This window comes from Bacillus manliponensis (genome assembly GCF_000712595.1).
Taxonomy (GTDB): Bacteria; Bacillota; Bacilli; order Bacillales; family Bacillaceae_G; genus Bacillus_A; species Bacillus_A manliponensis.
Genome location: NZ_JOTN01000015.1, coordinates 14,037 through 36,044, shown reverse-complemented (window position 1 = coordinate 36,044; position 22,008 = coordinate 14,037). Strand labels below are relative to the sequence as shown.

The 22,008-nt window shown below is 36.5% G+C and carries 18 protein-coding genes and 3 other annotated features; of the genes, 5 read left to right on the top strand and 13 right to left on the bottom strand.

Translation table 11 applies throughout. From position 1 onward, the window contains the following. Positions 1-34: 34 nt before the first annotated feature. Entirely contained in the window at positions 35-1,474 is a 1,440-nt protein-coding gene (locus BAMA_RS16315; RefSeq protein WP_034641171.1) for a GntP family permease, read from the bottom strand. 239 nt (positions 1,475-1,713) lie between these two features. On the opposite strand from BAMA_RS16315, the gene BAMA_RS16310 reads away from it, so the two are divergent. From BAMA_RS16310 to BAMA_RS16300, 3 genes are read left to right on the top strand one after another with little or no spacing between them, the layout of a single operon-like run. Then, the gene (locus tag BAMA_RS16310; protein ID WP_034641170.1) at positions 1,714-2,511 is read left to right on the top strand and encodes a lipid II flippase Amj family protein; all 798 of its coding nucleotides are present in this window, start codon (positions 1,714-1,716) and stop codon (positions 2,509-2,511) included. A gap of 36 nt (positions 2,512-2,547) precedes the next feature. Next, a complete protein-coding gene (locus BAMA_RS16305) occupies positions 2,548-3,339 on the top strand; it encodes an aminoglycoside phosphotransferase family protein (RefSeq protein WP_034641168.1) in 792 nt (263 codons plus the stop codon). 17 nt (positions 3,340-3,356) lie between these two features. Continuing rightward, entirely contained in the window at positions 3,357-3,929 is a 573-nt protein-coding gene (locus BAMA_RS16300) for a nucleotidyltransferase family protein (protein ID WP_034641167.1), read from the top strand. 45 nt (positions 3,930-3,974) lie between these two features. Here the strand turns inward: BAMA_RS16300 and BAMA_RS16295 are convergent, their stop codons facing one another. From BAMA_RS16295 to BAMA_RS16255, 9 genes are all read right to left on the bottom strand, one after another. Continuing rightward, positions 3,975-4,895, bottom strand: a complete 921-nt coding sequence (locus BAMA_RS16295) for an alpha/beta fold hydrolase (RefSeq protein WP_034641165.1) — start codon at positions 4,893-4,895, stop codon at positions 3,975-3,977. A 138-nt stretch (positions 4,896-5,033) separates the two neighbouring features. After that, positions 5,034-6,374, bottom strand: coding sequence for a sodium-dependent transporter (locus tag BAMA_RS16290; protein WP_034641164.1), 1,341 nt, complete (start codon positions 6,372-6,374; stop codon positions 5,034-5,036). Positions 6,375-6,490: 116 nt separating this feature from the next. Beyond that, positions 6,491-6,739, bottom strand: a binding site (T-box leader). 91 nt (positions 6,740-6,830) lie between these two features. Continuing rightward, complete coding sequence (locus tag BAMA_RS16285) at positions 6,831-7,178, bottom strand: hypothetical protein (RefSeq protein ID WP_051759002.1); 348 nt, start codon at positions 7,176-7,178, stop codon at positions 6,831-6,833. Positions 7,179-7,450: 272 nt separating this feature from the next. After that, positions 7,451-7,903: a PepSY domain-containing protein gene (locus BAMA_RS23580; RefSeq protein WP_051759001.1), complete on the bottom strand. Its 453-nt coding sequence runs from the start codon at positions 7,901-7,903 to the stop codon at positions 7,451-7,453. 125 nt (positions 7,904-8,028) lie between these two features. Then, positions 8,029-8,967: a PepSY domain-containing protein gene (locus BAMA_RS16275; RefSeq protein ID WP_034641162.1), complete on the bottom strand. Its 939-nt coding sequence runs from the start codon at positions 8,965-8,967 to the stop codon at positions 8,029-8,031. Between the two features lie 13 nt (positions 8,968-8,980). Next, positions 8,981-10,342: an ATP-binding protein gene (locus tag BAMA_RS16270; RefSeq protein WP_034641161.1), complete on the bottom strand. Its 1,362-nt coding sequence runs from the start codon at positions 10,340-10,342 to the stop codon at positions 8,981-8,983. A gap of 3 nt (positions 10,343-10,345) precedes the next feature. Next, positions 10,346-11,032, bottom strand: coding sequence for a response regulator transcription factor (locus BAMA_RS16265; protein ID WP_034641158.1), 687 nt, complete (start codon positions 11,030-11,032; stop codon positions 10,346-10,348). 161 nt (positions 11,033-11,193) lie between these two features. Then, positions 11,194-12,585 (bottom strand): SLC13 family permease, encoded by a 1,392-nt coding sequence (locus tag BAMA_RS16260; RefSeq protein ID WP_034641347.1) that lies wholly within the window; start codon positions 12,583-12,585, stop codon positions 11,194-11,196. Between the two features lie 35 nt (positions 12,586-12,620). Beyond that, on the bottom strand, positions 12,621-13,805 hold the full coding sequence (locus BAMA_RS16255; protein ID WP_034641346.1) for a glycerate kinase family protein: 1,185 nt from the start codon (positions 13,803-13,805) through the stop codon (positions 12,621-12,623). 565 nt (positions 13,806-14,370) lie between these two features. On the opposite strand from BAMA_RS16255, the gene BAMA_RS16250 reads away from it, so the two are divergent. Further along, on the top strand, positions 14,371-15,147 hold the full coding sequence (locus BAMA_RS16250) for an alpha/beta fold hydrolase (protein ID WP_034641155.1): 777 nt from the start codon (positions 14,371-14,373) through the stop codon (positions 15,145-15,147). Positions 15,148-15,238: 91 nt separating this feature from the next. On the opposite strand, the gene aspS is transcribed toward BAMA_RS16250, so the two are convergent. Continuing rightward, entirely contained in the window at positions 15,239-16,531 is a 1,293-nt protein-coding gene (aspS, locus tag BAMA_RS16245) for an aspartate--tRNA(Asn) ligase (RefSeq protein WP_034641153.1), read from the bottom strand. Positions 16,532-16,638: 107 nt separating this feature from the next. Continuing rightward, positions 16,639-16,852, bottom strand: a binding site (T-box leader). 60 nt (positions 16,853-16,912) lie between these two features. After that, entirely contained in the window at positions 16,913-20,014 is a 3,102-nt protein-coding gene (ileS, locus tag BAMA_RS16240) for an isoleucine--tRNA ligase (RefSeq protein ID WP_034641150.1), read from the bottom strand. A 52-nt stretch (positions 20,015-20,066) separates the two neighbouring features. Then, positions 20,067-20,307, bottom strand: a binding site (T-box leader). Between the two features lie 499 nt (positions 20,308-20,806). On the opposite strand from ileS, the gene BAMA_RS16235 reads away from it, so the two are divergent. Beyond that, a complete protein-coding gene (locus tag BAMA_RS16235; protein ID WP_034641148.1) occupies positions 20,807-21,046 on the top strand; it encodes a hypothetical protein in 240 nt (79 codons plus the stop codon). A gap of 428 nt (positions 21,047-21,474) precedes the next feature. Here the strand turns inward: BAMA_RS16235 and BAMA_RS16230 are convergent, their stop codons facing one another. Then, positions 21,475-21,963 carry an SRPBCC family protein gene (locus BAMA_RS16230; RefSeq protein WP_034641146.1) on the bottom strand — a complete coding sequence of 163 codons (489 nt, stop codon included), beginning with the start codon at positions 21,961-21,963 and terminating at the stop codon, positions 21,475-21,477. Positions 21,964-22,008: the final 45 nt, after the last annotated feature.

The window sequence follows — 22,008 nt, the reverse complement described above, 5'->3', positions numbered from 1 at the left end:
AAAAGAATTTTCAGTCTTTTATTTCTGCACTTTCTTAATAAATCCCTGTTAACGTGTAGAAAGCAATTACTAAAAATACAGCTACCGTTTTTAAGATTGTTATCGCAAATATATCACCGTACGATTGTTTATGTGTTAACCCTGTAACAGTTAAAATTGTAATAATTGCACCGTTATGTGGGAGCGTGTCCATTCCACCTGAGGCCATTGAAACAATTCGATGCATAACTTCAAGTGGGATATTAAATTGTTCTGCTGCTAAAATAAACTTGTCTCCCATCGCACTTAAAACGATTCCCATTCCGCCTGATGCAGAACCTGTAATACCGGCAAGTAAGTTTGTGGTAACTGCTCCGTTCACAAGTGGATTTGTAAATGTTGATGAAATAGCCTCTTGAATAATAACAAACCCTGGTAATGCTGCAATGACTCCTCCGAACCCAAATTCAGCACCTGTGTTCATTGTTGCTAATAACGCACCGCCAATACTTTTGTTTAATCCTTCTTGGATTCCTTCTAAAACACGTTTCCAATATAATAAAAGCGTTGATAAAATCCCAATAATAAGTGCAAGTTCTACAGACCAAATTCCAACAACAGACGATAGCTGAACCGTACCAAATGGTTCTAATCCTATTTTTGAAAAGTCAAAGCCATTCGGATACCATTTTGGGATGGATACTGTAAAAAATTTGTTCATGACTCCTACTAACACAAGTGGGATGAAAGCAATGACTTGCTGTAATTTCGTCACTTGAATTGTTGATCTTTGTCGTTCTGCTACATCTGCAACTGCTGCTGTTGCTGCCATCTCATTGTTCCCTTGTTGAAAACCGTGATAGCCTTCACCGGCTTGTTGTGCTTTACGCCGACGGCTTTCTAAATATAGAATCCCTAAACCAAAAACGAAAATTGCCCCTACAATTCCAAGAATCGGAGCTGCGTATATATCTGTTTTAAAAAACGTCGTTGGAATAACGTTTTGAATTTGCGGTGATCCAGGAAGTGCATCCATTGTAAAAGTAGCAGCTCCAAGAACAATTGCTGCTGGAATAAGTCGTTTTGGAATATTCGCCTGATAAAATAGCTTCGCAGCAAACGGGTAAATTGCAAATACAACAACATACACACTAACACCACTGTAGGTTAAAATTGCACCCATTAACACAATTGCTAAAATCGTTCGTTTTTCACCTACTAAATCAATAATCGTTTTCGCAATCGAATCAGCAATTCCTGACATTTCTACTACCTTCCCAAAAATAGCCCCTAATAAGAAAACTGGAAAATATAACTTAATAAAACCAACCATCTTCTCCATAAATATATTTGAAAAGAACGGTAGTACAAAGCTAGGCTCTGTTAAAAACACGGCAAACAGTGCAAAAATTGGTGCGAATAAAATAACAGAAAATCCTCTGTATGCAACAAACATGAGTAAACTTAGTGCTAATAAGATAATAACGATTTCCAAATCTCTTACCTCCACGAATAACTGAAATTTCAATCTTTTTAGAACGTAATTTTTTGATAGATAAATTTCTATATGTAGAAATCAGATTTTCTCTATCCCCCTCTCTTTCTAACAAAATATTTATACATATTATTAACATTCTACCATGTGAGAAAAATCCCTTTAAAAACCAAAAAATATACAAAAAACACCATTTATTATATGATGTATTCTATAACATAAGAAAGCTGTGACAAAATATGACAACAAAAATACTTATTATTATTCTTTTTACAATTATCATTCATGCGATTGAAACAAGCTCATACAGCATTCGCCTTGCAGGTGTACGTTTAAAAAAGCTTGCTGTTGCAATATCAGTAGTTGGAATGGTATTACTCATTTCAAGAACATCGAACTTATTACAAGCGTTTTTATTCGGAGGCATTATCGACAAAGCAAAACTGGATTCTTCGATTGATGTAGAAGGAACCATTCGCCTTATTTTATTTGCTGCCTCTGTAGGTACATTACTTGCCATCTTTTTATATCCGACACTTACAAAATTATTTAGCTATGTCATTCAAAACTTTGAAACAGAAGGATCTTTTGTTCGAATGATGAACACAACGAATGTACAAAAGTTAAAATACACACAAAAATATGTACGTTTCCCAAAATTTGAAATGATTCATCGCATGCGAATCGGCGGTATTCCGAAGCGTATTATGCTTATCAACATGTTCGCTACAGCTATTTATACAGCAGGTGTTTTATCTGCCCTATATGCTTCATACTTAAATCCAGAATACGCAACAAATGCGAGTACAGCTTCCGGACTTGTGAACGGATTTGCGACCATTTTACTAACCGTTTTATTGGATCCACGTATCGCCTTGTTAACAGAACGTGCCCTGCAATCTGAAACAGGTGCTGAAACAATGGGAAAAATGTTTGGATGGCTTATGATTTCAAGGTTCTTTGGGACGTTACTAGCACAACTATTATTTGTTCCAGGTGCACATTGGATACTGTGGATTATTGAAGTTATGAATTAATATGGGTAATATATAGCAGAAAGTAGTGAAACATATATGGTACTAAAGAAGAAAATAGGTGAAGGAAACACAGCTGAAGTTTATGAATATACGAATCACGACGTTTTAAAACTATTTTATCCACACATAAAACAAGCTTATATTGATAAAGAATTTATGTATAGCAAAGAGATTTATAGACTTGGTTTACCTGTTCCGAAAGTAAAGGAGATTGCTTCATTTAACGGAAAAGTCGGTATTATTTACGAGAAAATTATAGGCAAGAGCTTAATGGAATATCTTGTTCATCACCCAAAAGAAGTTTCACAACTCGCTATGATGTTTGCTGAATTACATTTTTATATTCATCAGTTCACAACTACGAAATTCCTTGAAATTAAATCAATGCTAAAAGTTAATATTGAGTCAATCAATATTTTGACAAAAGAACAAAAAAATATCATTTACAGTCACCTAGAAAAACTACCAAATAAACAAAAGGTTTGTCATATGGATTTCCATCCTAAAAATATTATTCTATCTCATAAGCATCCTACTGTAATCGATTGGATGACAGTTCGTTCGGGTGATCCATATGCAGATGTAGCGCGGACTGTTATAATTTTCCGTTATGCAGTTATTAATGTCTCTTCCCTTTCTACAACAAAAATACAGTCTGTGCGGCACATGTTTTGTGATGAGTATATTACGCACTATTTATACCTAACAAAAGGAAAGTGGGAAGACGTGCAACAATGGATGTTACCAATTATGGCGGCAAGACTAATGGAAGACATACAAAATGAAGAGAAATCTATATTATATGAAGAAATTATGAAACTCCTCTAAAAAAGGCGGGATATAACATGAAACTCAAAGATAAACAAGATATCATTACTCTCATTCAAAATGATACGTGGATGATGGATATACTACAAACTGCTGCTTCTTTACAACTTCCAGATTGGTGGGTATGCGCTGGCTTTGTGCGCTCGAAAGTGTGGGACGTTCTTCATGGATTCGAAGAACGGACACCTTTACCTGATATAGATATTATTTATTTTGACGCTACAAATACAGATGAACAAATAGAGAAACAACTAGAACAAAAGCTACAAATCATAAATTCTACAATCCCATGGTCCGTCAAGAACCAAGCAAGGATGCATCTTGCAAATGATCTTCCCCCTTACATCTCATCTACTGATGCAATGTCTAAGTTTCCAGAAACGGTAACTGCTTTAGGGGCAAAATTAGATGAGAATGGGAACGTTATTCTCTCTGCTCCAAATGGGATACAAGACCTTCTTGCTCTTGAAGTAAAACCCGCACCACATATTAAAACGGATGAACTCATGCATTTGTATGAAGAAAGATTGTGTGAAAAAAATTGGAAAGCAACGTGGTCTAATATTACACTCTTTCATGTACATATATAATTAAGAAAACGAGGTCCTCTCTATGAGAACCTCGTTTTCTCTAACTTATTTCAAAAATTCAATCACAGTATACGCAAATGCATCGGCCACTTCGTAATGTGGTGTGTGACCACTTTCTTCGAGCAAAATGACTTTTCCATTCTTTGCTTCTCTCTTAAAAGTTTCAACCTGCTCTTCACATGTCACAACATCATAATCACCAAGGATTAATAACATCGGATGAGAAACCGTTTTAATTACCGGTAATAACGATTGAAATACTTCCCCTTCTTCCCTTAGACGATCATAGTGAATTTCAGAGCGATCCCAATATTCATCCCACTGCTCTTCTGTATACATATTATCTTCATTAGTAGAATCATGGAATTTATATGTGTATATTTCCATCGTTCTATCACCAAGTTCATCTCTTCTATCCATATATCCTTCTACGAGCTCTCTCGGTGAGAGTTCTTGTTTAGACATGGATATACATTCCTTCGCTAGCTCAGGTTTACCGTATTTCTCATATAACTCGGCTGTTCTTTTTAGGAGCGCTCTTGCTGTTTTCTCAAAATCAAACGTTGGACCCTCAAAAATAATTTTATGAAGCGATTCTGGATACATCTTTGCATATAATAAAGCAAGAAATCCACCAAACGAATGACCAATAAGCGACCAACGATCAATGCCTAATATCTTTCGTAATTCCTCACAATCTTCAATAATATCAACAAGTCTAAAATTCTCTTCATCACGGATTACTTCTGAACGACCTGCTCCCCGCTGATCAATCATAATTAAATAAAAAGAGTCCTGTAACCGATGTGCTTGATGATAAGAAAAGTCATAACACATTTCACCAGGCCCACCATGTAAATATAAAACAGCTTGCTTTTCTGGTGATCCATATGTTTCTACATATAGTTCTTTCCCACTCACTTTTATCATTTTACCGTTCGCTAACATCATCTCTTCTTTTTTCATTATTTTCCCTCCAGAATAGTTTTTATTTTTATATAACGATAGATTCGGAGGGCCTCGAATACATACACGTTACGTATCAGTTAAATAAGCATACATTTACCCTTCACTCCTCATTTCTGAATATTATAACAATTTAAGTTAAATAATACCAATTACATTTAAGAATACAATGACAATCGCAAATGGAGCGACAAATCGAAGTAAGAAAATCCAACAAGTAAATAACCACTTTCCATAATTTTCACCTACAAAAAATTCTGCTTCTAGTACTTTTCTCTCCATCTTAAACGAAACAAATATACTAATAATTAGTGCACCAAGTGGCATTAAAATGTTACTACATAAAAAGTCTACTGCATCAAAAATATTTTTATTAAAGATTGTCACATCACTCCATATTCCAAAAGAAAGAGCGGATGGTATACCAACTAAGAAAATAGAAACCCCAACAAGCCAAGAAACTTTCTTTCTCTTTTCTACTTGTCCATTCGTTATAGACGATACAACCGTCTCAAGCAACGAAAAAGCAGATGTTAATGTCGCAAATGTAAACAATGCTAAAAATACTGTTAAAAATACACTACCAAACGGAATATGACTAAACACAGATGGTAACACAATAAATAATAGTCCAGCTCCTTCTGTCGGTTCCATCCCTAGTGAGAATACTGCTGGGAAAATCGCAAGACCTGCTAATAGAGAAACAAATAAATTTAATCCAACAATTGTTACTGCTGATTTTGGTAAACTTTCCTTTTTATTCACATATGAACTGTACGTAATCATAATCGAAATCCCAATGCTAATCGCGAAGAATGATTGTCCCATTGCAAATAGAATACTTTCAGACGTAATTTTTGAGAAATCTGGCTGCAAGAAGAATTTTACACCTTCCATTGCACCATCTAATGTTAATGAACGAATGATAAGTGCGATAAATAGTACAAATAAACCAGGTAACATGTATTTACTCGCTTTTTCAATTCCATTTTGTACACCTTTTGCGACTACAAAAATTGTAATAAGCATGAAGACCAGATGACCTATAATTGCCCATGCCGGATTTCCAATTGTATCTGTAAATAGCGTTCCGTAGTTTTCTCCTTCTGTAATCAGCTGTCCTGTTACTCCCCTAAATAAGTAAATCAGTACCCATCCACCTACAACACTATAAAACGATAGTAAAATAAAACAAGTTGCAACGCCAAGACGACCAATCCAATGCCACCCTGTATTTGGTGCAATGCTTTTAAATGCAGCAACTGCTGGCTTTTGTGTACTTCTTCCAATCATAAATTCAGCAAGTAATAACGGTAATCCAATTAACACTGTGAAGAGTAAAAATATGAAGAAAAACGCTCCCCCACCACTCGTTCCTGCAATATAAGGAAACTTCCATATCGCTCCAAGACCAATTGCTGATCCTGCTGCTGCCATAATAAATCCTAGTTTTGACGTCCATTGCTCCGTCTGTTTCATCTTCTTTTCCTCCCATTAAAATCAATTTATATAAATATTAAAATTTAGTTAATTAATCGATATAACCCTCCATTCCATTCTTTTCTATAATAAAAAAATGGCTTAGCATCTCCTTATAAAGAGACGCTAAGCCATTTACTTAACGCGGTACCACTCTTATTGATTCAATCATGAATCCACTTAGTAGTAATCGTTTGATTACAAACCTGTTATCGTAGGTTAATCGTTAAGATATAATGAGAATGTTTATTCCGTTCCACCTTATTGCTCCTAGGCGAGTTCAGGATGTCATTTGACTATGTCACACCAACCCATAGCTCTCTGTACAAACACATGTCCTTACTACTCCTATTCAACGCATTTCAATATTTAGAAAATAACTTGTTTTAAGATTAATTCGAATTATATATCGTCTATTTTTAAATGTCAACATTCTTTTTTAGACGAAACGATAATCTATCCCTTTATAGATATTACTAGTTCATCTGTTACAGAAATGACAAATATTTTTTGTCCATCCTTTTCAAAGACCTCCCTTGCCCCCATTTGCTCCTCTTCTATTTCATTCCATCCCCATAATGCAATCACAATTCTATAATGTTTTGGAAGACCGTCTTCTTCTGAAGCAAGCCACCACTCATACTGTTCCCAACCTTCTTTCTCATCTCCTTCTATTTGTTTCGCAAATACCGGAATTGGAAACCCTTTCTGAACAGTAGAGGAGCGATACGTACCAAATACAAAACCTATTATCAGTACCAACAAACTAATAACTACTAAAATCTTATTTTTTCGTTTCTGCAATACTCTCTCTCCTATACCATAGTTTGCATTTATCATATCAAATAAAGTGAAACTTTACTCAGTGGGGGTTTTCTTCATCCCCCACTGAGTGTTAGCCCGACCAATCGGGCTTTTACGGGCTGTTTATCTCCCACCTAAACTTCTTCGCTTTTTCTCAAATTTTGAGGTGGGAGTCTTACAGCCCACAAATAGCGGGATAAATCTATATTACAACCTTAAAAAATGAGCCTAACACAAAGTGCTAAGCCCATTTTCTGTATATACTTAAATGATTATTCATCATCATTGTCATTATCGTCTTGATCGTCATCATTGTCATTATCATCTTGGTCATCTTGGTCGTCATCATTGTCGTTATCGTACTGGTCATCTTGATCATCGTACTGATCGTCATTCCAGTCATCTTGCTGGTCATCTTGATCATCGTATTGATCATCACTCTTCACAACTGCTGCGCCTGTTTGTGCGTTTACATGAATTTCTTTTTCACCTTCATTTGTTGCTACTTCTACTTCATATACATACTCACCATTCTCATTATCTACATCAACATCTGTTACATTACCGTTTACATTTTCAAGTGCAATTTGTTTTGCTTCTTCATGTTTCATAGTCGATACGGATGCTTCCTCCCTCTTCGGTGCATCGTCATTTGCACTTACGCCATATGCAACTCCTCCAAGTGTTAGTCCCGCTGCTAATAATACTGTAACTACTTTTTTCATTTTTTAATTCCCCCTACTGATTTGTTACTTATATCATAAAATATGAAAATGAAGAAAAAAGGAGAGAAAGATTAAAATTTGATGAGAAAATGAAAAAAGTGATGCAAATTTGCATCACTTTTCTCTTAATCATCATCTCCATCGTCGTCACCGCTATCATCTTGATCATCTCCGCCATCATCATCGTCATCTTGCTGACCTTGACTCGGAGGCGGCGTGCTTGGTTGATTATTATTATTTTGTTGATTTGATCCATTGTTATGCGATGGTTGTTGACTTGGCTGATTGTTATTTTGCTGATTTTGACCACCACTCGCTGGCTGGTTTGTTTCATTATCATCGTCATCATCGTCGCCCGTACTAATCGTTGTTTTTGCGACTACTTCGCCTGTAATACTGTGCACAAGCACATCAATTTGCTGCGTTCCATGTTGCAATGTCACTTTATATGCAAGTCCTGTATTTGTCTCAGCTGTACTTACGTAAGAAACAGCAGCACCTGGAACGCTTTGAACAGCAATATCTTTTGCTTGTTGTTCTGTAATGACTGTTTGCGGGGGCTGCTCTGGCTCATGTTCTGTATTCACATACTGACCAATAATCGCTCCTTTTTTCGCTTCAACTTCAACAACTGTAACAATCCCCGGTTCTGTTTCAATCTCAACGATATAAACTGCCGTTCCTTCTCGATCTTCAAGCTTAATTGTTTTAAACGTTCCCGCAACCTCTGCTAATGCAATTTCTTTTGCTTTTTCCTCTGTAATTTTCTTCTCTTTCTTTCTCTCTATTTCCTTTAAATTGATAATTTCACCACTATAAGCATCAACAACAACTTTATATGTTCCTTGCTTCGTTTCCATTATGATTTCGTATACTTTTTTATCATCTTTACCTACAAGCTTAATAGACTGAAAGGTACCTTTATATTGTTTATGCACAATTTCTTTTACCTCTTCTTTTGTTAACTGTTCATTATTTTGATTTGCCATAATATGCTGCGTCCCAAATCCAGCACATACAACCGTTATAAAAATTGCAATCGCAATAATCCATCCTTTTTTCATACATAGCCCCCTCTTACTTTCTTACTAACGGCAGTGATACAGTAACTGTCGTCCAAGTTCCCTCTTCACTTTCTAACTTAATCCATCCTTCATGCGCATCAACGATTTGTTTTGCAATTGATAAGCCAAGCCCTGTCCCGCCAGTGCTACGACTTCGTGCTTTATCCACTCGGAAGAAGCGATCAAACACTTTTTGTAAGTCACTTTTTGGAATCCCCATCCCAAAGTCTTTAACAGAAAAAAACACTCGATTCTCTTCTATTCCTGTATTAACTTCTATATGCGATGCACTATATTTCATCGCATTATCTAACAACACTACTAATACTTGTTTTAGCTTTTGTTCATCACCTATCGTGTGTACTGGTGTATCACTAGAAAGAAGCCTAAATTTTCTTCCATATGCCTTTTCCAATTGATCCGTTGTTGTACGACAAATAGCTGTCAAATCAACTTTCTTCATGTCTAAATTCCATTCGGCACTATTATTAGCTAATAACAACATTTGCTTTGTCATATCTTTCATACGAACAGCTTCAGAATGAATAGCCTCTACCGACTCTTCCATTACATCTTGCTTCTTTGTGCCCCAGCGTTTTAATAACTTCGCATAACTCTCTATCACCGTTAAAGGTGTTTTTAATTCATGTGAAGCATCAGAAACGAATTGTTGCTGCTTTTCAAAGTTTTGTTGCAGGAGATCCATCATTTTATTAAATGTATTCCCCATCTTATACAACTCATCTTCAGAACGATTTCCCATTGGGATTTTCTTAAAAATACCGCGTGTTTGTATATCTTCCATCGTCTGAATCATTGAATTAATTGGCTTCAAAATAATTTTACTTAACATATGACCTGCAAAAAATGCAGGAACTAATATGAAGAGTGATGCAAAGATTAATACTTTTTGCAATACACTTAAAATCTTCTGTGTTGAGGCTAAACTTTCTGTTATTTCCAACGTAACAACTGTACCATCTTGCCATATAATTGGCATTTTTACATAACCATATGTTACACCTTTCGCTTCGTATGTCCCTTCTGATTCTTTCCGCTCGAACTTAGCTTTTTGTGGTGAAATTGGTTTTTCTACATTCATTTCTTGCTGCACAATAACTTTTGATTTTTCATTGATAATTCGAATCATTCCGTTTGATGGTAAATACGGCTGCAATAAAACCCCTGGATCAATATGACTTACATCTTCTCTATGAATACCATTTGTTATATGAATTGCATCACGCTTTAAACGTTCTAGCTCTTCGTTTGTTGCTACAGTTGTGAATAACAGGTAGATGAATCCATTAACAGTAATGAGCAGAACTAATAGAAATACAGTAGAAAAAAGATGGATTTTATTTTTTATTTTCATAGACTACTCCTTCATCATATAGCCAACACCGCGAACTGTATGAATGAGTGGAGAATCAAAGTCACGATCTATCTTTTTTCGTAAATAACGAATATACACATCTACAACATTTGTATCTCCATAATAATCGTATCCCCATACATTTGTTAAAATTTGCTCTCGGTTTAACACTTGATTACAGTTTTGGATTAAGAATAGTAATAAATCAAATTCACGTGGCGTAAGTTCAATCTGTTTCTCACCTCGAACTACTTCTCGCGTTTTCTCATCAAGATGTAAATCCCCTATTTGCAAACTACTATTCTCTTCTTTCTTCGTCATTGTTTGAGAAAGTCTTAAACATACACGGATACGGGCAAGCAACTCTTCAATTTGAAAAGGTTTTGTAATATAATCATTTGCCCCTTGATCTAAACCGTTTACTTTATCAACAACAGAATCTCGTGCCGTTAATAAAATAACAGGCACTGTCTCATTTTGCATTCGTATTCTACGAAGGACTTCCATTCCATTTAGTTCCGGAAGCATAACGTCTAATAATATTAAATCCCATTGTCCCTCACGAAATTTTGTTAAGCCATCTAAACCTGTATTTGCAACTTCACTTGTGTACCCTTCAAATTCTAGCTCCAATTGGATAACACGGGCAATTTTCTCTTCATCTTCTACAATTAAAATTCTTTCAGACATAAAATCCTCCTAAACTCTCAATCATTTCCTACACTGTATTAGTTTAGCAATAATTTGCTACTGCTAAAAGGCTAAAAAGGAAGAAAGTAAGAAAATTGCCTTACAAAAAGTTTAGAAGGAAGATATGTTGTTTCTTTTTCATTAATTTCACCTGTACAACGTTATAATGCAAGCCCGGCCCATTTCCAATATCCATAGTAGAAGACAACCATTAAAACTGCATAAGCAATACCTACAAATCCACTTAAACGGAGCAGATCCCTCGGTTGGAACGTTTCTCCATCATTTTCTTGAAATAATAAAATCGCTTTTGAACTTACTGGAAACGTTAAACAATAGTTCATTCCAACAATCCCGATAAAAAGTACCGCTACTTCGTTTAAACCCATACTAGCTGCAAATGAAAGAAGCGGCGGAACAAATACGATTGCTCTCGTTGTATGAGAAGTCATATATAAATGTGATGTAACAGAGAGGAAAACTAAGACGAGAAGAACAAGAAATGTGGACTCCCCTTTTGCATGCTCTGTGAACGAAAATAGCCCTTTCATAATCCAATCAGCTGCCCCGCTTTCAATGAGTGCCGTTCCAAGCGCCATGGCAGCTGCCACAAATATAATTAAATTCCAAGATACTGATTTTACCCCTGCTTTCCATGACAGTACACCAAACGCAGGTAACGTAAGAAGAAATGCACCAATAATTGTTGTTGTTGCAATTTCAATTCCGTGTAAACTTTCAGATAGCCAAAGTAAGATCATCCCCGCTAAAACAATTAACGTATACTTTTCATTTTTGGATAAATGGAACTCTACTTTTTCATAACATAAGCCTTGTTTTACTTCTTCTTTCTTTAAAAACATCGATAAAATAATTTTACATGAGACCGCACTTGCTACCATACCGAATGGTAATCCCCATAATACCCACTGCACAAACGAAATATCCTTATTACTAATTTCCTTTAACAAATCTAAGGCAATAAAATGTGATCCTGCTCCGATAATGGTAGAACTTGTTGACACTAAAATAATCGTCGGAATTAAGATCGCCATTGCTTTCGTAATTCTTTTACTTCCTATTTCATTTGAAAGCGATTGAAATACCGGTAATACAACTGCTGCACGCCCTGATGTTGATGGAATAAAAAACGCTAAAATTTGAATCATTGCTGTTAATAACCAAAAGATATTTCCAACGTTATCAGCCCTACTTACAACAGCATTTGTTAACTTTTCCGCTAACCCTGTTACTTGCAACGCTCCCCCTAATATAAATGAACCAATCATCAGCCAAATAATGTCCGATGCCAATGACTCAAATAATACTTCCTGCTTCGTTCCCCCGGTGACAATTAAAAATAAAACTGTTCCGAGCGCAATATATGCAGAATTAATCTTTGTTGTTGTCCATAAAATAACAGCGCAAAGAAAGCCAAATAAACTCCATTTTCCTTCTATAGAAAGTGACGTCGGAATGACAACAAGTACAGCTGATATAACTATTAATAAACTTGGTAGAAGATAAGGAGCTCGTCGTTTTGAACTCCTCATTCCTACCCTTGTTTGTTCTGTTTGTAATGCAACAGTCATGAAACTCGCCCCTTCTTATTGATCCGCGATGCAATTTGATACCCTACTAAAATGGTACGCATTGCGCTTTCTGTACAGTTTGTTAACCATTTTTCTGCGTTAATAAATGCTTCTTCTATCGTTGCTGGCATCGGTACGATACTCGTATATGCATCGATACCATAGTCATAATTTAACCTTGCTCCTTTACCGATCGTTCCAACTAACGCAACAACTGGTAAATTATATTTTTTCGCCCGCTGCGCTACTTCTGCTGGAATTTTCCCACGAGGCGTTTGAAAATCAATGCTACCTTCTGCAGTGAAAACAAGGTCAGTTTCTCTTAACAAATGATCTAAATGAATATATTTCATAATAATATCGTAACGTGGGTGTAATTTCGCACCAATTAATGCTTGTAATCCAGCTCCAAGTCCTCCTGATGCACCGCCTCCTGGCATTTCACGAACATCCAGCCCAGTCTGTTTTTTTATAACAGCTGCATATTGTTCTAATCCTTTTTCTAACTGCACAACTTGTTCCTCCGTTGCTCCTTTTTGCGGACCAAACACACGTGCAACACCATTTTCTCCGCATAATTTGTTAAACCAGTTACATGCTACATCAATTTGTACATATGCAAGCCTTGGATCAAGACTTGACGTATCAATACGATGTACTTCAGAAAGTGAGATGCCGCCCTTTATCTTAATTATCTCCCCTTTTTCATTAAAAAACTTCACACCTAACGCTTCTGCCATACCAGCTCCACCGTCACTCGTTCCAGAATCACCACAGCCAATTAAAATACGATCAACACCTGTATCTAAAGCAGCTTTTATTAATTCTCCAACTCCGTGTGTTGTTGTTTTTCTTGGGTCACGCATATCTCTTGGCACAAGCCTTAGACCGCCTGCAGCTGCCATTTCAATTACAGCTGTGCGTCCTTCTCCTTTTCTAGTAAATACGCCAAAGTGAGAATTCACTTCCTGCCCAACTGGTCCTGTAACCGTCACATTATAAATGCTTCCTCCTGTAATTTTCACAAGTGCTTTTGTAAACCCTTCTCCACCGTCAACCATTGGTAACATTTGCACTTTTGCAAGTGGCATTACTCTTTTAATCCCTTCTTGCATGCACTGTGCTGCTTGTTCCGCATCTAAACTTTCCTTAAAGCCCGAAGGCACAACTAAAACTCTCATCATATACAAGCTCCCTTCAAATTCCCCAATTTATATATGTTTTTTGTTTATTTATCTTTCTGATACTTATATTAAAGCTATAAAAAAAGAAGGGAGTTAGAGAAAGATTAGAAAATGATGAGAAGATGTGGAAAATATAGTGAGATTAAAAACCTTTTCTTTTTTGGTTAGACAGAGCAACTGCGACTAGACATGCATAGTGACGGTCAGAACCTTTGACTGCTTCGTGCCATGTGAATTTAAACATAGGAATATAACTCACGCTAACGTATCTATTATGGAGTAAAGATAAAGTGAAACTTCACTCAGCAGGGGTTTTCTTCATCCCCTACTGAGTGTAGCCCGACCAATCGGGCTTTTACGGGCTGTTTATCTCCCACCTAAACTTCTTCGCTTTTTCTCAAGTTTTGAGGTGGGAGTCTTACAGCCCGTTAATGCGGGATAAAATTACGTATGGTGTAAGAGTAGTTCAAATGGTTATTTTTTCATATAATGATAGATATATGGAATATTTTAGGTTTAAAGTTTGGGATTAACCACCTTAAAAGGAGTGAATGATACACATATGAATTTACATTATAAAGAGATAAAAAATGAAAACTCACCGCTTATGGTTTTTCTTCATGGCGGCGGAGTTAGTGGGTGGATGTGGGATAAACAAATTGAGCACTTCAAGAATTTCCATTGCTTAGTTCCTGATCTTCCGGGGCAAGGAAAAAGTAATGAGAACCGTTACTTTTCAATAAATGATAGCGCTGAACAAATTATTCAATTAATTGAAGAGAAAAGCAAAGGTAAGACAGTTATCGTCATCGGTTTTTCTTTAGGTGCTCAAATATTAATTGCTATGCTTAGCATGAGACCTAATCTCATTCATTACGCTATGATTAACAGTGCCTTAGTAAAACCTATACCTTTTGCTAACATGCTAAAAAGAGCAGTTACATTTGTGCATCCCCTTATAAAAAATAAGAAGTTAGCTAAACTACAAGCCGAATCTATGTACATAAATAACGATTATTTTGAAACATATTACGAAGAAGTGTGTCACATGAGCAAAGATCTTTTAGCTCAAATAATGGTAGAAAACATGTCATTTACAATCCCAAACACCTTCAAAAATGCCCAGAGTAACATATTAGCCACTGTTGGAGAAAAAGAAAAACGGATCATGAAAGATTCAATGACTGAAATCGTTCAAAATAATCCAAATTGTAAAGGTGTTATCATTTCTGAAATCGGACATGGTACCTCTCTAGCAAACCCCATACTGTTTCACCATTTAATTGAGAGTTGGATTGGACATTCCTCTCTCCCAAAAGAAATACAAGTAATGAACTAAATACATAATTAAGGGCTGTACTTACAGCCCTTAATTGTGTATTAGTAACCACTTCATTCACAAGAATTTTCGATACAAATCATTATTTTTCTTATGGTACTAAACGCGTGCAGTCTCTCGGAAATGCACTTGCCTCGCGAACATTTGATAAGTTTAACAATTTATATACGAGTCGTTCTAAACCGATTGCAAATCCACCATGCGGAGGACATCCATAACGGAACGTATCCATATAGGATTCGAAATTTTCGATGTGTAAACCTTTTTCTTCAAAGGAACGAGCTAACATATCGTACTCATGAATACGCTGCGCACCTGACGTAATTTCTAATCCTTTATATAGCAAGTCGAAGGAGTCTGTTATAGACGGGTTTTCTTTATTTGGTATTGTATACATCGGGCGCGTTTCTTTTGGGTAATGAGTAATAAATACAAAATCGCTGTTATAGGTCTCTTTTACATATTTGCCAAGTAACTTTTCCCCTTCAGAGTCTAAGTCACCAAACGGAGATTCCTTCTTATAGTTCATTTGTAAAATACTTTGCGCTTCTGCAACCGTTAACTTCGGAATTTCTGTAATAACAGGAACTTCAATTTGCAGAAGTTCTAGTTCCTTCGCACAAATTTGTTTTACCTTTTGGAACATATAACGAAGCACGTCTGTTTCAAGTTGCATTACTTCATATACATCTTCAATAAAAGCGAGCTCTACGTCTAATGAAATATACTCATTCAAATGACGAGAAGAGTTATGATGCTCCGCCCGGTATACAGGAGCAATTTCAAATACACGCTCTAATCCACCTGCGACCATCATTTGTTTATAAAACTGCGGTGACTGTGCTAAATATGCCTCTTTTCCGAAATATTCAATCTGAAATACATTTGCTCCGCCTTCTGCTCCTTGTGAAACAAGTTTTGGTGTAAAAATCCTTGTAAAACTTTGCTCTAATAAATATTCACTAAATGCCTGCGCAAGTGCGGATTGAATGGCGAAAATCGCCTTTACTCGTTCATGTCTGAAAGATAGTGTGCGAGCATGAAGCATTTGATCTAAACCAACTTGTAGTTTCTTTTTGTTTACCTCAAACGGAATTGGCTCACTGCTATTTAAAAGCTGAATGTTTTCTACTAATAATTCGATGCCAAGCTCTGTTTTATCAGTTGCAACTACTTTCCCAATTATTTGTACAACACTTTCCGTTTCTACTTTATATCCAGCCCATTCATGTTCTAAAATGCACTGCATTACACCTGATCTATCACGAAGTAGTAAAAAACTAATGTTGCCAAGATGACGAATCTTCTTCACCCATCCTTGTATCATTACCGTTGTATTTTCTTTACATTCCGCTGTAAGCGACCGCTTCAACTGTTTGTTCATTTCTTTTTCCTCCTACTATTTGTATTGTCATGCGATTATTATTGTTGTCATCGTCATCATCCACGGCCGCTCACCCCCTTTCAAAAAACACAAAAATCCGCCCCTCTACAAGGGACGGATTGAACCGCGGTACCACCCAAATTGTCATCATTGACCACTCTATACCTGATAACGGCAGGCGCCGTTTACTTTTACTAGTTGTTCACGTTCAAAGTAACGCTCACAGGTGTCTTTCCATCATGCCGCACCGCAATCTTTTCAGCTACTGATTGCTCTCTGTAGATCAGTTCATCATGTACTTTTCCTGTTCATCACTTTTTATATTTACAGAATATTCTATTCTTTTAATTCCAAAAATGCAAGCTCTTTTTCAAATTTTTTTCAACTAGCTGGACTTAGTTTCATACACACCTTTTTCGTTCCCACTTCTATTTCTTCTCCTTGCTCCAAAGAGTCATGGAGTAATAACTGCTTCATCAATAAATTTTCTTGCAATAATTGTTTATGCTTCGTTACAGCAGATTGTAACTCCTCATCTGCTGTAAGTTCGATGTTTACTCGTAAATTCACTGGTAAATTTAATTTCTTCCGGTAATCTTGGACTGCACGAATAAATTCACGTGCCATTCCCTCTTCTAATAACTCTTTTGTTACATTTGTATCAAGAATAACGGTATACTCTCCATTTGTTGCATCTGCAAATCCAGCTTTCGTTACTTTTTCAACATGTACATCTGCTTCTGTAATAACACGATTTTCTCCTTGTAATAATAGGCATACCATTTCTTGATTTTGAACAAATAATTGGACCTCTTCACTTGATAAGTTTTGTAGCCAATTTTTGACGATATTTACGTCTTTTCCGAATTTCGGTCCAGCTTGTTTAAAGTTTAATTTCAGCTGATACGATACGTGTTCTTCATCATTTTGTTCCACTGTAACTTGTTTCACATTCAGTTCATCTTGAATAATATCTTGATAGAACTCCCAGCTCATATTTTTCTCTTTATGCTCTAATACAACAAGCTTTGCTAACGGTTGCTTTACTTTCAAGTTATGTTCATTTCGTACGCTGCGTCCAAGCTCTACAACTGCTAATACAGCTGCCATTTCTTTTTCAAGCCTTTCATTTAACAATGACTGTTCACATACTGGATAATCCGCTACATGTACGCTACTTCCTTCTAAATTCGCATGAATATCTTCCGCCAAAAATGGTGTAAAAGGTGCAAGCAATTTACTTACTGTAACAAGTACGGTATGAAGCGTATCGTATGCGGCTAATTTTTCAGCACTCATACCAGCTTCCCAAAAACGACTACGGGAACGTCTTACATACCAGTTACTTACTTCTTCCACAAACAATGCAATATCACGTGCAGCAGCTGTAAACTGATACTCTTCTAATGAATCTCTTACCTTTTGAACAGTACTATTTAATCTCGATAATACCCATTCATCTAATTTTGTTTTCTTTAGATTATCCGCTTCCCCATGCTTATATCCATCTAAATTCGCATACAGTACATAAAAGCTATATACATTTAATAACGTATCAACAAGTTTTGACTTTGCCTCTGCCACTGTTCGCTCAGAAAAGCGCTTCGGATTCCACGGTGCACTATCAACAAGTAAAGCCCATCTTAGCGCATCTGCTCCAAACTTTTCTACTAACTCAATTGGATCCAACGCATTCCCTTTACTTTTTGACATCTTCTGTCCATGCTCATCTAACACATGACCAAGTGATAATACACGCTTATATGGTACTTTTCCTGTATAGAGCGTCGACACTGCAAGCAAACTATAAAACCACCCGCGCGTTTGATCAATTCCTTCTGCGATTACATCTGCTGGGAACTGTTCTTCAAATAGTTCTTTATTTTCAAACGGATAATGTTGCTGCGCAAATGGCATCGATCCACTATCAAACCAAACATCAATAACTTCTGGTGTACGTTTCATATCTCCATCACATTTCGTGCAGCGAACTGTAACGTTATCAACATATGGCTTATGAAGTTCAATCTGTTCATCAACATCATGAGCAGCATGCTCTCTTAATTCGGCAATACTTCTTGGCGAAAACTGATGATCGCATCCTTTACATTCCCATACATTAAGCGGCGTACCCCAGTACCGATTTCGACTAATATTCCAGTCGACCATATTTTCTAAAAAGTTACCGAAGCGGCCATGCTTAATATGATCCGGATGCCAAATAACCTCATTGTTATTTTGTAAAAACTTTTCCTGTAACGCAGTTGTTCGAATGAACCAACTTTCACTCGCATAATACAAAAGTGGTGCATCACAGCGCCAGCAATGTGGATAGCTATGTTCATATTTTTCTTTTGTATACAAAAGGTTATGGTGCGCTAAATAGCGGACGATTTCTACATCACATTCCTTTACAAACTTTCCTTGTAACAATGGAACCGCCTCTGTATATTCTCCTTTCCCATTTACAACGTTTACAAACGATAAATCATGTTCCTTTACAACTTTATAATCATCTTCTCCGTAAGCAGGTGCAAGATGAACAATGCCGGTACCACTGTTTGCTGTTACGAAGTCCGCACTTACAACAACGTGCCCTTTTTCCACCTGTACAAATTGGAACGGAGCGACGTAAGAAAGTCCTGTTAGCTCATTTCCTTTATGGACAGACAACACCTCATATTCCCCTTGTAATACTTTTTTTACTAACTCTTTCGCAACGATATATACGTTCTCTCCTTGCTGCGCCCTTACATATTCCATTTCGGCATGAACAGCGAGTGCAACGTTAGCCGGAAGTGTCCAAGGCGTTGTCGTCCAACCAAGGAAATACTCATTGTCTCTATCTTTCACCTTAAACTTTACAGTCGCACTTAAATCTTTCACCGTCTTATACCCTTGCGCTACTTCATGCGAACTTAGCGACGTTTGGCAGCTTGGGCAATATGGTGAAACGCGGTGCCCTTTATATAACAATCCTTTTTCATGAATCGTCCCAAGAATATGCCAAACACTTTCAATGTAGTTATTCTCAAGTGTAATATAAGGTGCATCCATATCGACCCAATAACCGATACTTTCTGTAAATTCACGCCACTGCTTTTCATACGTAAATACACTTTCTTTACACTTTTTCAGAAAATCTTCTACACCATATTTTTCAATTTCATGCTTACCAGAGATGCCAAGTTGCTTCTCGACCCCTAACTCAACCGGTAATCCATGTGTATCCCAGCCCGCTTTTCTCAATACTTTATACCCTGTCATCGTTTTATATCTTGCAACAACATCTTTAATTGTTCGTCCGAGTGCATGCCCGACATGAGGAAGACCATTTGCAGTTGGCGGTCCTTCATAAAATACAAACGATTGTGTCCCTTCGCGATTTCGAATCGATTGCATAAAAGTATCCTGCTCTTGCCACTGCTGGCGAATTCGCGCTTCTCTCCTTACAGCTGACTCTTTTACATCTACTTTCTTCATCTACAATCCACTCCTTTATATTGAAAAGCACACAAAAACCCGTCCCTATATCATTAGGGACGGGTTTACCCGCGCTACCACCCTACTTCTATTGATACTCATGCATCAATAGCTCTCAGCAACGTACAATCATACGTGTTCTTTGTAACGGCAGACAACCGTTCGAACTTACTCCATTCAGCCCGACTCCTCGGAGATGATTTTCAAATATATACCGAACACCGGCTTTCAGCAATACACCGGTTCTCTGGGGAACAGTCCTATATTTTACTCGTTCTCGTCATCAGATTTGTATACTTTGTTAACAGTTATTGTATGTGAATCCCACTTCTTTTGTCAATGAATTCAGAATTAAATATCTAATCATTATATGTTATTCCCTGTTACTATATTTGTTATACAAACAATCTTTCATATAAAGTGAAACTTCACTCAGTGGGGGTTTTCTCCATTCCCCACTGAGTGTTAGCCCGACCAATCGGGCTTTTACATTCAAAAGCGAAGACGACTGTTCAAGCACGACAAGCACAAGATAAGCCTTGGCGTGGCGAAGTTTGCCACAGAAAGGATTAGCTTGTGGCTCGAGTGCTTAGGAGTCGTAGCTAGATTCGGGCTGTTTATCTTCCACCTAAACTTCTTCGCTTCTCTCAAGTTTTGAGGTGGGAGTCTTACAGCCCGTTAATGCGGGCTAAAAAGATAAATCAAAAATGCATATAAGCAGCCATAGCGGTTACACTACTGACGTATCTTTACATACGACAAACTACTTTAAAAAGAAAGGACGGTGCAATAATGGCAGACTTTTTAGATCCAATTCAATATGAAACTGGGACGGCGATTCAAACTTTTGATATTATTGAAGCAAATTCAAGCGCAGATGGGTATGAAGTGTTGTTAAATATCGATTTAGATAGTGGTTATGAATTAAAAAATGTGAAATTAAACATCACCGCTGACGAATTACTAGCATATGAAACAACTGACATTCATGAAGCTGTAAAATATGCGTTAGGATTTTTTCATCAATCGTAATCTAAATATAAAAAAAGCGGCAAAGTGAATTAAAAAATTAGGCACATATGCTTAGGCGACTTAAAAGGAATGAGTTCTATATGGTGCAGAACTCATTCCTTTTAACTTTATATTACTTCAATCATGATTGGAGTAATGAATCTATTTTTTCTAGTTCTAATATAAATCTTCCTTACTACGAGCAAACCGCATATAAAAAGGAATTGTGTACCTTATTACAGAATAAAAATAAAAAGAGACATTTAATATAGTGAATAATAATTATGTTATCTATCCAGAGGTAAATATGTGGGTTTTGTTAGATTTACTTAATCTTTCTATATTTTTTCAAAGCTACAATTTTATAGTTATCAAATAAAATTTAATCATTTCGTTGAATAGGAAAAATGCTTTACTCCTATTTGAAGTAAAGCATTCGTTAATAAACCTTATTGTTGATTTTCAGATACTTTCGCTATCGCTTGAACATATTTTTCATACCATTTTTTCCATTCATCTTTTCTAGACACTAAAGTTCTGTCATCTAGTAATGCTTGAATAACCTCCAAACATACATGCCAACCAGCAAGATCTTTTGGGGTATGATTTGTAATTACATTTATCTTTTCTGTTAAAACGAAACGACACCCCTCTGAATCTGGAGACAGCTCAAATCGAACTTTATCCTCGCCCCAAGTGTATTCTAGCACTGAATACGTTTTGAGCTCTAAAATTTCCATTTCTTCAAAGCTACCATCCTGCATGTCAAACTTTATAATTCCACCCTCACGGAGATCATCGATTCGAAGATTTGCAAACCATTTTGACAGTTCATCATTCTCTGTTAACATTGCCCATGCCTTTTCTACAGAATATTTAAAATGTCGTTCGAAACGGGCTATATAACCATCTTCTACCTTTTCAATTACAGCTAACAATTATAACTCCTCCTTATCATTACATTTCCCTGTACTAATCTATTG

What these genes read in the sequence shown, in the direction of transcription:
- BAMA_RS16290 (WP_034641164.1), bottom strand. Translation starts at nt 6,374, where the DNA reads ATGAAACAGACGGAGCAATGGACGTCAAAACTAGGATTTATTATGGCA.
- BAMA_RS16235 (WP_034641148.1), top strand. Translation starts at nt 20,807, where the DNA reads ATGGCAGACTTTTTAGATCCAATTCAATATGAAACTGGGACGGCGATT.
- BAMA_RS16260 (WP_034641347.1), bottom strand. Translation starts at nt 12,585, where the DNA reads ATGAGGAGTTCAAAACGACGAGCTCCTTATCTTCTACCAAGTTTATTA.
- BAMA_RS16255 (WP_034641346.1), bottom strand. Translation starts at nt 13,805, where the DNA reads ATGAGAGTTTTAGTTGTGCCTTCGGGCTTTAAGGAAAGTTTAGATGCG.
- BAMA_RS16295 (WP_034641165.1), bottom strand. Translation starts at nt 4,895, where the DNA reads ATGAAAAAAGAAGAGATGATGTTAGCGAACGGTAAAATGATAAAAGTG.
- BAMA_RS16250 (WP_034641155.1), top strand. Translation starts at nt 14,371, where the DNA reads ATGAATTTACATTATAAAGAGATAAAAAATGAAAACTCACCGCTTATG.
- BAMA_RS16305 (WP_034641168.1), top strand. Translation starts at nt 2,548, where the DNA reads ATGGTACTAAAGAAGAAAATAGGTGAAGGAAACACAGCTGAAGTTTAT.
- BAMA_RS16265 (WP_034641158.1), bottom strand. Translation starts at nt 11,032, where the DNA reads ATGTCTGAAAGAATTTTAATTGTAGAAGATGAAGAGAAAATTGCCCGT.
- aspS (WP_034641153.1), bottom strand. Translation starts at nt 16,531, where the DNA reads ATGAACAAACAGTTGAAGCGGTCGCTTACAGCGGAATGTAAAGAAAAT.
- BAMA_RS16275 (WP_034641162.1), bottom strand. Translation starts at nt 8,967, where the DNA reads ATGAAAAAAGGATGGATTATTGCGATTGCAATTTTTATAACGGTTGTA.
- BAMA_RS23580 (WP_051759001.1), bottom strand. Translation starts at nt 7,903, where the DNA reads ATGAAAAAAGTAGTTACAGTATTATTAGCAGCGGGACTAACACTTGGA.
- BAMA_RS16310 (WP_034641170.1), top strand. Translation starts at nt 1,714, where the DNA reads ATGACAACAAAAATACTTATTATTATTCTTTTTACAATTATCATTCAT.
- ileS (WP_034641150.1), bottom strand. Translation starts at nt 20,014, where the DNA reads ATGAAGAAAGTAGATGTAAAAGAGTCAGCTGTAAGGAGAGAAGCGCGA.
- BAMA_RS16300 (WP_034641167.1), top strand. Translation starts at nt 3,357, where the DNA reads ATGAAACTCAAAGATAAACAAGATATCATTACTCTCATTCAAAATGAT.
- BAMA_RS16270 (WP_034641161.1), bottom strand. Translation starts at nt 10,342, where the DNA reads ATGAAAATAAAAAATAAAATCCATCTTTTTTCTACTGTATTTCTATTA.